At 68.4% G+C, this 12,591-nt stretch carries 10 protein-coding genes; 6 read left to right on the top strand and 4 right to left on the bottom strand.

The annotated features are described in order from the left end of the window. Positions 1 to 191: 191 nt before the first annotated feature. Complete coding sequence (locus ACSUPV_RS12915) at positions 192 to 1,094, bottom strand: hypothetical protein (protein WP_436947515.1); 903 nt, start codon at positions 1,092 to 1,094, stop codon at positions 192 to 194. A gap of 388 nt (positions 1,095 to 1,482) precedes the next feature. Here ACSUPV_RS12915 and ACSUPV_RS12920 point away from each other — a divergent pair, with 388 nt between their 5' ends. Then, entirely contained in the window at positions 1,483 to 2,745 is a 1,263-nt protein-coding gene (locus ACSUPV_RS12920) for a HEPN/Toprim-associated domain-containing protein (protein ID WP_436947516.1), read from the top strand. 1,069 nt (positions 2,746 to 3,814) lie between these two features. Here the strand turns inward: ACSUPV_RS12920 and ACSUPV_RS12925 are convergent. Both ACSUPV_RS12925 and ACSUPV_RS12930 read right to left on the bottom strand, forming a co-directional pair. After that, a complete protein-coding gene (locus ACSUPV_RS12925) occupies positions 3,815 to 4,546 on the bottom strand; it encodes an alpha/beta fold hydrolase (protein ID WP_037765401.1) in 732 nt (243 codons plus the stop codon). 20 nt (positions 4,547 to 4,566) lie between these two features. Next, positions 4,567 to 5,538: an alpha/beta hydrolase gene (locus tag ACSUPV_RS12930; RefSeq protein WP_436947517.1), complete on the bottom strand. Its 972-nt coding sequence runs from the start codon at positions 5,536 to 5,538 to the stop codon at positions 4,567 to 4,569. Between the two features lie 452 nt (positions 5,539 to 5,990). Here ACSUPV_RS12930 and ACSUPV_RS12935 point away from each other — a divergent pair, with 452 nt between their 5' ends. The 5 genes from ACSUPV_RS12935 to ACSUPV_RS12955 all read left to right on the top strand — a co-directional run bounded on the left by ACSUPV_RS12935 (position 5,991) and on the right by ACSUPV_RS12955 (position 11,637). Then, on the top strand, positions 5,991 to 7,880 hold the full coding sequence (locus ACSUPV_RS12935) for an amidohydrolase (protein WP_382614163.1): 1,890 nt from the start codon (positions 5,991 to 5,993) through the stop codon (positions 7,878 to 7,880). A gap of 126 nt (positions 7,881 to 8,006) precedes the next feature. Then, positions 8,007 to 8,669, top strand: a complete 663-nt coding sequence (locus ACSUPV_RS12940) for a hydrolase (RefSeq protein WP_031117437.1) — start codon at positions 8,007 to 8,009, stop codon at positions 8,667 to 8,669. 58 nt (positions 8,670 to 8,727) lie between these two features. Continuing rightward, positions 8,728 to 9,252 carry a DoxX family protein gene (locus tag ACSUPV_RS12945; RefSeq protein WP_037765472.1) on the top strand — a complete coding sequence of 175 codons (525 nt, stop codon included), beginning with the start codon at positions 8,728 to 8,730 and terminating at the stop codon, positions 9,250 to 9,252. Beyond that, positions 9,233 to 9,970 carry a YoaK family protein gene (locus ACSUPV_RS12950; protein ID WP_436947518.1) on the top strand — a complete coding sequence of 246 codons (738 nt, stop codon included), beginning with the start codon at positions 9,233 to 9,235 and terminating at the stop codon, positions 9,968 to 9,970. Before ACSUPV_RS12945 ends, ACSUPV_RS12950 begins: the two co-directional genes overlap by 20 nt. Then, a complete protein-coding gene (locus ACSUPV_RS12955; protein ID WP_436947519.1) occupies positions 9,967 to 11,637 on the top strand; it encodes an MFS transporter in 1,671 nt (556 codons plus the stop codon). Before ACSUPV_RS12950 ends, ACSUPV_RS12955 begins: the two co-directional genes overlap by 4 nt. Before the next feature lie 33 nt (positions 11,638 to 11,670). Here the strand turns inward: ACSUPV_RS12955 and ACSUPV_RS12960 are convergent, their stop codons facing one another. Then, complete coding sequence (locus ACSUPV_RS12960) at positions 11,671 to 12,495, bottom strand: helix-turn-helix domain-containing protein (RefSeq protein WP_436947520.1); 825 nt, start codon at positions 12,493 to 12,495, stop codon at positions 11,671 to 11,673. Between the last annotated feature and the right edge of the window lie 96 nt (positions 12,496 to 12,591).

Consider the following 12,591-nt stretch of genomic DNA (forward strand, 5'->3'; position numbering starts at 1 on the left):
GTCATAACACAATCACCCATTTGATACCGGAAGGGGCAGGGCCGGACGGCGAACTGCCAACCCTGCAGGGAGGCAGTCGGTCACGCTTAAGCCCATATGTGACATCGCGCTGGCCAGGTGGGTGGCTCGCTTGTCAAAGTGAGCCACCCACCCTGATTGGTCTGCCTGCTGGTCAGACTGTCTTCGCTCGCTCAGTTGGCGATGTGGGTGCGGTGCCAGGCGTAGAAGGGTGTGCGGTGGGGGCCGTGGTCGGCAACGGCGCGGCCTTCGAGAGCCTTCGCCGCGACAGCTAGGTCAGGGGTGATGTTGCTCTTCGGGCTGACGGCGATGGTGCCGTTATCGGTGACGTACACGTAGCCGTGCTCGAAGAGCTCGTCACACCCGATGAGGCAGGCGGGCATGATATTGGCCATCATCAACCGCTCCTGGCGGCTGGCCGCGCTGCGCCGCTTGATGTGCGCGGCCCGGATGAACCGGGCAGGTAGGACACGGCCGCACAAAGCGCAGGCCGCCTCGGTGGCACCGGCGAGCAGGTTCTTGCGGAGCTTGGCCTGCTCCCGGCGAACGAGCACCTGGGCGACGGCGCTGTCAGCACCCTCGTGGTCCACGGTCTTGTCGCCCGGAAGGTCAGGAGCAGGCGAGAGCGCATCAGCGAGCTGGGCGACGGCTGCGACACCGGGCTGGAGAACCGCGGCACCCTGCTTGTTGGCTGACAGGCGCAGCGCTTCCATGGCCTCGGAACCGAGGGCGGCGCCGTGCACGTTCTCTTCTTCTTCGAGGATGTCGATGCCGATGCGCTCGGGGTAGTCGTCGTCCGGCCAGACGGGAGCGCTGTTGGAGAAGTAGGGCCGGCTGACCTGGGTCACAATGACACGCTGCAGAGTCGCGTTGATCCATCCGCCCGGAGCTACCCGGCTATTGGGCCCCCGGTGTCCCAGAACGAGGAAGTCGCCTTCTTTCAGGGACTGGACTGCCTGGCGGGCGCCGGCGCGGTCGAGGGTGCTGCGGCGCCATCCCCATAGGCCATGGTTGAGCCCGATCTCGAGGTTCTCGCGGGACGGGCTGGGGACGTAGATGTATGCGGTCTTGGGCATGCGCCCTCCGTCACTCGGCCTCCCCTTGGGGAGGGTGCAGTGGGCTACGCCAGCAGCGAGTCCGCGGACTGGAAGTGGCGTAGCTAGCCCCGAAGTTGGGACGGCGGTCATCGTACAGGATGCCCCTCTAGAGGAGTGGCGGCAGGAAGCAGGTCGGTGAACCATGGCTCGATCGCATGTCCTGCCACCGCAGCCGACGTGCCCCGGCTTACGCAGTATCCGCACCCACCAGCACGCTACTTGGAGCCGCAGTGGAGACTCAGCGGCTGGCCGGTACCCGGGTGGAGCGGAAGATCACCTCGCCACTCGGTGAGCAGCCTGCCGTCGTTGTTACCACCCACGTCGAATTGACCAGCGCCGGCGGCCCGGGAAATGGGATCCTGGGCGGATGGGGCACTACTCGTATCTTGTGGTGGGGGACTGCCGTTTCCTCTACACCCGCAGCGGCTACGACCCGGAGCTGGCTGCGCTCTTCGACGAGGCTGACCGGCAGTACGTCGTTGCTGGTGAAGAATCAGGCGACGGAAAATTCGGGTACTTCACCACTGCCTACGCCCTGCGGCAGCGTCTGGAAGTGCAAGGCTTCACCTCACGCCGGGCGCAGGCTGACCTGGAGAAGGGTCTCCGGAGGTGGCGCGAGAGGTACGACGGCGAACACGATCTGCGCAGGAAGCAGCAGTCAGCGGAGGACAATTGGGTCGCGGAGCATCTCACCCGGACACCACGTGAGGCCGCGGATCTGTTGGCGAACATCGGCAGGGCGATCCGTCCCCACCGGCCGATAGAGGAGTTCAACAATCTCGGGGAGTTCTTTCGCTACGAGCAGCAGTTCGTAGAGACCTGCCAGGACCTCGACGAGCTTCGCGGGGAAGCTGACCGCAGCCTGATACGAGTGATCTTGGACCAGGCTCCTGACGAGACAGTGGTTGGACTGGATCTCAGCGAGTTGACAGGCTGCTGCGTGCACCTGGACCCAGCTCAGCCCATAGCGGGGGCGACACGGATGCGGCAACTCGCTTCCTTGCCTGCTGAAGCTCCTCTGATCGTACTCACCGAGGGAAGCTCGGATTCCAGGCTGCTCACGGACGCCATGCAGATCACCCACCCACACCTGGTGCAATTCGTCCGCTTCATCGACTACGCCGGATCAGACGCACAGGGAAGCGCAGGCGCCCTCGCCCTTATGGTGTCAGCGTTCATCGCGGCCGGCGTCGCCAACCGTTTCGTAGCCATCGCTGACAACGACGCCTCCGCACATGTAGCCCTAGCCAAGCTGAAGAATTCCAAGCTGCCAGCCGGGTGCCAGGTCCTGCACTACCCGAACCTGCCCTTGCTGGCAAGCTATCCCACCATAGGGCCGTCAACCTCAACCGCGATACCGACAGACGTGAACGGCGTGGCTGGTTCGCTGGAAATGTACCTCGGCAAGGACGTTCTGACCATCGATGGCTCGCTGGCGCCCGTCCACCTGTCTAACTACGAGCCCAAGGTGCAGCGCCACCACGGGGCACTTTCGAAGCAGCACAAGAGATTGGTTCAGAAGGCCTTCCGGAAGAAGATCAAGGCCGCCCAACAGGGGGAGCAAAGCAGCAATCTCGACTGGAGCGGAGTCCATGCCATTGTCGAAAGTATTGTCCACGCCTTCGACTGATGTCCCGCAAAGCACAAGCCGCAACCGACCAAAGAGGCCCAGCTCGCTTAGTAGCAGGCTAGATGCGGTGGGACACAGGCACCGGTCAGCCACTCAGGAGAGCCAACAACGATGACGCTGCGTCATAAGCGCCGGCAGCCAAGCCCTCATGTCTGACGCTTCACCCACTGTCCGGCACGCCCCCATCAGGGCCTTACGTCAGCTTCCGGCACTTCTCGGTCAGCGCTCTAGCACGAGGAACCAGTGGGTGAACTTTCTAAACTCGGAACGTCGCGCTCCTAGAAGCCTGGTCTTTTCAACATCTTCTGGCTTGGCAAATTTTTGCGACGAACCTTGCCCCATACGTGCACGCAATAACTGTTCGGTTCGCTGTCAAGAGGAGTCGTGCAGAGCTTCCTCGAGTACATGGTTGCCAAATCGCTGGCGGGTACGAACAGCCGCGACAAGCATCACGAGCATGCGCCGCGCCTCACCAGCAGGGGGCATCAGTGTCGGATCATTAGACACCAAACGGCCATGAGTGAACGCAGCTGCGATGTCCTCGCTGCTTCAGCGATTGAAAACCGCTGGTCGGGTTACTTCGACGTCTTGAGCTCCTCCCACACTTCGCCCAGTCGAAAGTACCTCTCCACTTCCCGCTCCCACTGGGGAGGCCTACGGCTAGGCGAGGCTGAGGAACACGGCACCTATCCCGCTCCGCGACTGCCGCCTCGCATGGACCTATCCCCTAGACGGTGGCTGTGGACTGTTCATGGACTCAGCCCACCAGATCCGCCATGCGCAAGGCTCCTACCTGAGGCTTTGCTCGGAGCCCAAGGGGCCTCCGGAGCCGTGTGCGCAGGTTCGAATCCTGCCGGGGGCACTCGCCTAGCACCGTTCAACGTTGAGGTGTGACCAGGGCGGATGCCGAGAGAAGAGGGCGGGAGTCAGTCTTACTGATTCCCGCCCTTTCTCATTGTGCGCCCCGCGCCTCATGAAGCTAGGCGACCTTGCTCGCGGAGGTCGTGACGCGAGGAGCACCGCTCCTTCATGCTGGAGCTACCAGCGGCTCAGCGGGGGAACACGATGGTCAGCTTGTCGTCCGTACCGCGTCGCGAATCACGTCGGCTACTTCCTTCGGCTGGGAGACGGCGACCGCGTGTGACGCCTCTGCGATCTCGACGACGGTCGCACCGGCGCGCTTGGCGCCGAAGCGCTGGACCTCGGGGTTGATCGCCTGGTCCGCTCCGGCCACCAGGGCCCAGGACGGCTTGGTCTTCCATGCGGCCGCGGTGGCCGTCTCCTCGAACGCCGCGGCGGCCAGCGGGCGTTGGGCCACGGCCAGCACCTTGGTGACGTCGGTGGGCACGTCGGCGGCGAAGACCGTCGGGAACGCGTCGGCGGTGATGGTGACCTCGACCGCGGGGTCACCGCCCTCGACGGGGTACGTCCACTGCTTCAGGTTGCTCACCAGTGGGGAGAGGGGGAAGCGGCCCTGCAGCTCGCCGAGGCTCTCGCCCTCCTCGAGGACGTAGGCGGCCACGTAGACGAGTCCGACGACGTTCTCCGTGAGGCCGGCCACGGTGATCAGCGCGCCGCCGTAGGAGTGTCCGACCAGGATGACGGGGCCTTCGATCTGGGCGGCCACGGAGGCAACGTACGCGGCGTCGGCGGCCAGGCCGCGCAGCGGGTTCGGCGGGGCGATCACCGGGATGCCGTGACGTTGCAGTTCCGCGATGACCCCGGACCAGCTGGCCGCGTCGGCGAACGCGCCGTGGACGAGGACGACGGTGGGGGTGGGAGTAGGGGCGGATTTGGTCATGTCCCGTTTCTCCTTGGGTATCAGGCTGCGTGCAGGGCGGTGCGCAGGGTGTCGGCGGCCATCGTGATGGCGGCCTCGGCCGCGTGGGTCTCGCGCAGGGCGTTGAGCATCACGAAGTCGTGGATGACGCCCTGGAAGCGGACCGCGGTGACCGGGACGCCGGCCGCGCGCAGCTTGCCGGCGTACGCCTCCCCCTCGTCGCGCAGCACGTCGGCCTCGGCGGTGATGACCAGGGCCGGCGGCAGACCGGCCAGTTGTTCGGTGGTGGCGCGCAGCGGGGAGGCGGTGATCTGAGCGCGCTCGGCCTCGTCGGTCGTGTACTGGTCCCAGAACCACTGCATACCGTCGCGGCGCAGGAAGTAGCCGGTGGCGAACTGGTGGTACGACCCGGTGTCGAAGCTCGCGTCGGTGACCGGATAGAAGAGGACCTGCTGCACCAGCGGGATGCCGCCGCGCTGCTTGGCCATCAGGGTGAGGGCGGCGGTCATGTTGCCGCCGACCGAGTCCCCGGCGACCGCGATGCGGGTGGCGTCCAGCCCCTTCGTGGCGCCCTGTGCCACGACCCACTGGGCGACCGCGAAGTTCTGCTCGATGGCGACCGGGTAGCGGGCCTCGGGTGAGAGGTCGTACTCGGGGAAGACCACGGCGGCGCGGGCGCCGACGGCGAGTTCGCGCACCAGGCGGTCGTGTGTGTGGGCGTTGCCGAAGACCCAGCCCGCACCGTGGAGGTAGATGACGACCGGAAGAGTGCCGGTGGCGCCGACGGGCCTGACGATCCGCGCCCGGACGCTTTCCGTGGGACCGCCCGACACGGTGATCCACTCCTCGTCGATCGCCGGCTTTTCGATGTCGCCGGACTGCGCCTCGTCGACGGCCTTGCGCCCTTCGGCCGGGCGCAGGTCGAAGAGGTACGGCGGGTTCGCGGTCGCCTCCGCGAAGGCGGCTGCCGCGGGTTCCAGCACCGGCTGAACCGGCTCGACGGCATCGGGCATGTGAAGCTCCTGGTGGTGAAGAGGGATGCCGGTCCTTCCGGCATGGCAACCCGGATTCCGCGAGGGGCTTCCCGGGGCCGCTGTTCGGCACGCTAAAACCGTCGGAGGCGCGGCAATTGCCCTTGGGCGCACTGATGCTTTCCTCACCGTGCACGGATTTTCTCCGGCCGCTGCCATGACATTCACGGCGAGGCGATGCAGTGCGCGGTCAGTCAAAGCGCTGTGCGCCGGCAGGACAGGGGGGTGCGTCTGTCGGGCCTATCGTGTTGGCGAAGCAACAGCGGCCCCCTCAAGCACAGGGGCTGTTCCTCGTTCTCAGGACACGACGAGTGTCGGTGGAATTCTCTCGGCTCGGTTCGAACATGCGGGTATTCGAGTGGGACTGGATGACCAAAGTCCGCGGTTGCCGGCCATGACTGGATCGAAGTCGTTCTCCCGGAGGGGTTTCAGGGATGTCAACCATGCCCGTCGGCGGGCTCGTTCCGCGCGCCATCGACGAAGCCGCGGACCTCGTCGTCCGCAACGCCAAGATCCACACCGGGGACCCGGGCCGCCCGTATGCCGAGGCGCTCGCCGTCCGCGACGGCGTCATCACGGTCGTCGGTGACGACAAGGACGTGGCTCCCCGGATCGGCACGGGCACGAAGGTGGTCGACGCACTCGGGCGACGGGTGATACCCGGCCTCAACGACTCCCACCTGCACGTCATTCGCGGTGGCCTCAACTACGTGCTGGAGCTGCGCTGGGACGGCGTGCGCAGTCTGCGTCAGGGCCTGGCGATGCTGCGTGAGCAGGCCGCCCGCACGCCGAAGGGCCAGTGGGTGCGGGTGGTCGGGGGTTGGTCGGCCGAGCAGTTCGCCGAACGCCGGCTGCCGACCGTCGCCGAACTGAACGCCGCGGCCCCGGACACCCCGGTGTTCGTCCTGCACCTGTACCAGTCGGCCGTGCTCAACCGGGCGGCGCTCAGGGCCGCCGGTTTCACCAGGGACACACCCGACCCCAAGGGCGGCCAGATCGTGCGGGGCCGGGGCGGAGAACCGACCGGCATGCTCCTGGCCGCTCCCAGTGCCCTCGTCCTTTATGCGACGCTGGCCAAGGCGCCGGTCCTGGAGGGTGAGGACAAGAAGAATTCCACCCGGCATTTCCTGCGTGAGTTGAACAGGTTCGGACTGACGTCGGCCATCGATGCCGCCGGTGGTTTCCAGAACTTCCCCGACAACTACGCCACCGTCATCGAACTGGCCAAGGCCGGACAGCTGTCGTTGCGCATCGCCTACCACCTCTTTCCGCAGACTCCGGGGCAGGAGATCGACGATCTCGCCCGCTGGATCGAGATGGCCCGCCCTGAGGACGGCGACGCGTGGCTGCGCCTGAACGGCGCGGGCGAGAACCTGACCTGGTCGGCCGCCGACTTCGAGAACTTCACCCAGCCGCGTCCGGAACTCGCCCCCGGCTACGAGGCGGAGTTCGAGAAAGCGGTGCGCCTTCTCATGGAGAACGGCTGGGGATTCCGGCTGCACGCCACCTACGACGAAACCATCCGCCGTGACCTCGCGGTGTTCGAGAAACTCGCCGCGGAGGGGCTCTTTCCGGCCGGGAACCGGTGGCTGTTCGACCACGCGGAGACCGTCTCCGTCGAAAGCCTCGATCGCATCGCCGCCCTCGGCGGTGCCATGTCCGTGCAGAACCGGCTTTCCTTCCAGGGCGAGGCGTTCCTGCGGCGCTACGGTCCCGGAGCCGCCGCGGACGCCCCGCCGATCCGGGCCATGCTGGACCGGGGCCTGACCGTGGGCGCCGGCACCGACGCCACCCGGGTCTCCACCTACAACCCCTGGGTCGCCCTCCACTGGCTCGTCAGCGGCCGCACCGTCGGCGATGTGGCGCTGCGCCCGCCGGCGAACCGCGTCGACCGGCAGACGGCACTGGCGATGTTCACGCGCGCCGGCGCCGCACTGACCGGTGAGGACAAGGTCAAGGGCGTGCTGCAGCCTGGCTGTTACGCGGACCTGGCGGTCCTCTCCGAGGACTACTTCACCGTGCCCGAGCCGGACATCGCCCACATCGAGTCGCTGCTGACGGTGACCGGCGGCCGGATCGTCTACGCCGCCGCCGAGTACGAGGGGCTCGACGAGGAACTCCCGCCCGTCAGCCCGGCCTGGAGTCCGGTGGCGCACTTCGGCGGGTATCAGACGTTCCGCCGGCCGGCGCTTGCCGGCGCCCGCCAGGCGGAGGTGCTGGGCCAGGCCGTCGCCGAGTCGGAGCAGCACCGCCAGTGGCGCGTCGCGCGCGGCCTCGCCCCCGACTCGGCGAGCACCCCCTTCGATCCCTGCTTCGACCTCTGAACTCCCGGAAGTGGCCAGGCCCTGCGCCGCCCCTTCCGGGGCACCCACCAGCTCCGTCCCACCGGACGGTCTTTCCCACGGCACGGACAGCAGTCCGCGCCGCCGCTTGCCGAGAAAGGACAACTCATGGTCAACATCGCCGAGGTCACCGCTGCCCCCAGCCCCGACCTGCTCACCCCGGACAACTGCGCGGTGCTGTTCATCGACCACCAGCCGCAGATGTTCTTCGGCACCGGCAGCGGCGACCGCACCGCCATCATCAACTCCACCGTGGGCCTGGCGAAGGCCGCGAAGGTGTTCGACGTGCCGACCGTGCTGAGCACCGTGGCCTCCGAGTCCTTCTCCGGACCGCTCATGCCGCAGCTCGCGGACGTCTTCCCCGACCAGAAGATCATCGACCGCACCACGATGAACGCCTGGGAGGACGTGAACTTCGTCGAGGCGGTCAAGGCCACCGGCCGCGAGAAGCTTGTCATCGCCGGCCTGTGGACCGAGGTCTGCGTCGTCCTGCCGGTGCTGTCCGCCATCGCCCAGGGCTATGAGGTCTACGTCGTCACCGACGCGTCCGGCGGTGTCAGCCCGCAGGCCCACGAGCACGCCGTCCAGCGCATGATCCAGGCCGGCGCCGTGCCGGTGACCTGGGTGCAGGTGCTCCTGGAGCTCCAGCGTGACTGGGCCCGTACCGAGACGTACGCGGCCGTGGGCGACGTCGTCAAGGCGCACGGCGGTACCTACGGGCTCGGGCTGGTCTACGCGCAGGCCGTCATCGGCGCGCACGCCGCCGGCTGATCACCGCACCGGAACCAGAACGCCAGGAACAGGTAGGAACACGATGGACGCTGGACTGTTGGACGCTGGACTGTTGGTCCTCCGGCTGACGGTGGGGTTGCTCATCGCCGGGCACGGGGTGCAGAAGGTGAGCTTCCGGCTCGGGGGCAACGGTGTCGCGGGCGGAACCGAGGAGTTCCGCCGTGACGGATTCCGCGGCGGCCGGCTGACCGCGCTGGTCGCGGGAGCCAGCCAGATCGGTGCCGGCCTGTTCCTGGCCGCCGGCCTGCTCACCCCCCTGGCCGCGATGGCCGCCATGGGCGTGATGACGGTCGCCGGCACGGTCAAGTGGCCCAAGGGGTTGTGGGTACAGAACGACGGCTACGAATACCCCCTGGTCCTCGTCGTCGTCTCCGCCGCACTGGCCCTCACCGGGCCCGGACGGTGGTCCGTGGACCACGCACTGGCCGTCACCCCCTGGCCGGTGGGGGTCTCCGTCGCCGCGATCGTCATGGGCCCGGCGAGCGGGTTGCTCACCCGCGTGCTGCTGCACCGGCCGGGCGCCTCGACGGAAGGGGCGCGGTATGCGCAGGCTGCTGAGTGACGCCGTCCGCACCCTGGTCCCGCGTGGGGAGGAACGGCACGGCCCGCTGCCTCCCCTGATGCTGATCCTGACGGTGGTCACCGGGCTGGTCGACGCGGTGAGCTACCTGGCGCTCGGGCACGTCTTCGTCGCCAACATGACCGGCAACGTGGTGTTCCTCGGGTTCGCCCTGGCGGGCGCCGAGGGCCTGTCCGCGCTCGCGTCCGTCGTCGCGATGGTCTCGTTCCTCGTCGGCGCGCTCACCGGGGGCCGGCTCGCCACCCGGTTCGCCACGCACCGGGGGCACTTGTTGGGTGCGGCCACGGCTGTGCAGTCGGTCCTGGTGGCGGTCACCGTGGCGGCCGCTGCCGCGTCGGACGGCGGCCGGGTCACCACCGGCGTCCAGTACACGCTGATCGTGCTTCTCGGGCTCGCCATGGGCCTGCAGAATGCGGTCGCCCGGCGCCTGGGCGTGCCGGACCTCACCACGACCGTCCTGACCCTGACCCTGACGGGCCTGGCCGCGGACTCCACCCCGGCCGGCGGCGAGGCGCCGCGCCCCGGCCGCCGGATCCTGTCCGTGCTCGCCATGTTCCTCGGCGCTCTCGTCGGAGCCCAGCTCGTCCTGCACGGCCATCTCGTCCTCACCCTGGCTCTGACTCTGGTGCTGCTCGCGGTGACCTCCGCGATCACCCATCGCCTCTCGACCGCTGAAGCGACCTGGGTCGGACCAGCATGAGCACCGCATCACCCGCCACACCGGCACGGTCCCCGAAGCCCGACTCGGCGTGGGCGCCGCTCGCGGCACGCGTCTTCCGGGCGCTGTGGATCGCGCAGCTGGTCTCCAACGTCGGCAGCTGGATGCAGATGGTGGGCGCCCAGTGGCTGCTGATCGGGCACGACGCGGCACTGGTGACGCTGGTCCAGACGGCCTCCAGCCTGCCCGTCGTGCTCCTGGCCCTGCCCTCGGGCGTCGCCGCCGACCGCTACGACCGTCGCGGGGTGCTCCTGACCGCGCAGTTGGCCATGCTCGCGGTCTCCGGAACACTGACCGCGCTGGCCTTCGCGGACGCGCTCACTCCCCTGCTGCTGCTGGTCCTCACCTTCCTGCTGGGATGCGGCACCGCATTGATGGGCCCGGCCTGGCAGGCGATCCAGCCGGAGCTGGTGGAACGACGCCAGCTGGGGCAGGCCGCCGCCCTCGGCGGAGTGAACATGAATCTGGCCCGCGCCGTCGGGCCGGCCGTCGGCGGAGTGGTCGTGGCGGGGGCGGGGGCGGGGTGGGTGTTCGCCTTCAACGCCGTCTCCTACCTCGGCATCGCCGTCGTACTGATGCTGTGGCGGCGCCCCCGGACCGTCGCCGCCGTCGCCGGGGGCGAGAAGCTCCTGAGCGCTCTCGACGCAGGCCGCCGCTATGTCCGGTACGCGCCTGACGTCCGCCGGGTCCTGTTGCGGATGGCCCTGTTCATCCCCGGCGGCGGCGCTCTGTGGGCGCTGCTGCCGCTGGTCGCGAGCCGCTCCCTCCACCTGGGCCCGAGTGGCTACGGGCTGCTGCTGGGCGCGGTCGGGGTCGGTGCGGTGGCGGGCGCCTTCGCTCTGCCTCGCAGCACCAGGGTGCTCGGTGCCAACGGCACTCTGAGCAGCGGCGCCCTGATCTTCGCGGGTGTGCTGGTGGTCCTGGCCACCGTACGGATCCCGTGGCTGGTGACAGGGGCACTGCTGTTCGCCGGACTGGCGTGGATCGGGGTTCTGTCCACCCTCAACGCGGCCGTGCAGACGCGGCTTCCGGGCTGGGTCAGGGCCCGTGGCCTCGCCGTCTATCTTCTTGTCTTCCAGGGCGGTCAGGCGCTGGTGGCGCCGCTGTGGGGCGCCCTCGCCGAGCGGCTGGGGCTCGCCGTCCCGCTCCTGGCCGGCAGCGCGTTGCTGCTGGTCAGTGCCCTCAGCGTGCGCCGCTGGCCGCTGGACGGCGCGGAGGGCGCCGACCCCGCGCCCTCCGAGCACTGGCCTGTCCCGCCCCTGGTGTTCGAGCCGGGGCCCACCGCCGGTCCGGTCCTGGTCACCGTCTCGTACCGCGTGGCACCCGGGAACGAAGCGGCCTTCAGCGACTGTATGGAGCACGTCGCCCGTTCCCGGCGGCGTACCGGAGCTCTGACCTGGGGGCTGTACCAGGACGGCCAAGATCCCGGGCACTTCATCGAGAACTATCTCGTCGCGTCCTGGTCCGAGCATCTCGCCCAGCACAGCGACCGGCTCACGCTCACCGACCGCCGCTACGAGGAGCGCGCACGCGATCTCCTCGTCCCGGGCACCCGGCCGGAGGTCACCCATGCCTTCGACACGTCCTCGGGACCCGTCGTTCCGGACACGACGAACCCATCGTGGACAGGGGACGGTCCGCGCCGCTGACCGCACCGGCCGGGGCACTCATGGACAGCGCGATCAGCCGGCGCCGACGCCCGACGCGGCCAGTGCCTGCCATGCGCTGGGGGACATGCCGTACGCGCCCCGGAAGGTGCGGCTGAAGTGCGCTGGGCTGCTGAAACCCCAGCGGTGCGCCACAGCGGCCACGGTGATTCTTCGGTTCGGGGTCCGGCTCAGCTCGCGCCGGCAGGCGTCGAGTCTCCGCTGCCGCACCCACTGGCTCACCGTGGTGCCGTCGTCCTGGAAGAGCTTGTGCAGGTAGCGGACCGAGATGTGGTGCGCGCGCGCTATCGATTCCGGTGACAGGTCCGGCTCCATCAGGTGCTCTTCGATGTGGGCCCGGATCCGGGGCAGCATCTCGTTGCCGGCCTTCCCCGCACTCGACGCCTCGACCGCGGTCTCCGTATCGAGGAGTTCCTTCACCAGGACAGCGACGAGATCCATGGCGCTCCGGGCGAGCCGGTCACCGATCGTCGACGTCCGGAACTCCGCCTCGGCGGCGAGCGTGGCCAGAAAGTCCGACACCAGCGCGCCCAGGCCCCGGCAGCCTCGCACGGTCAGCCCCAGGACGCGGTCCAGGTCCGATTCCGGAACTCCCAGATAGCAACGGGGTATGCGGAAGACCGTCGTCTGGCAGCCGTCGCCGGACCGCAGGGCAGGACGCCGACCCGGATCGCAGAAAACGACGTCCCTCGACTCCAGGAGAACCTCGCCCCGTTCCCGGGTGATCGCGGCCGAGCGACGGTCGATCAGGCCCAGGTAGAGGAATTCCTCATCCTCCTCGTCCGGCACGTCGGAAACGATCTGGATGCCTCCTGATGACACGGGTTCGGCGACGAACATGCTCCTCTTCCCAGGCTGAAGACCTGCCGCCGTAGGCGGCCTCACGTCCTTCAGCCTGGCGAGAGCCTGCTCCGCAGGCATCAGTAAGTTGACGGT

The sequence above is a fragment of the Streptomyces sp. SudanB52_2052 genome, from assembly GCF_964272415.1.
Lineage (GTDB): Bacteria > Actinomycetota > Actinomycetes > Streptomycetales > Streptomycetaceae > Streptomyces > Streptomyces olindensis.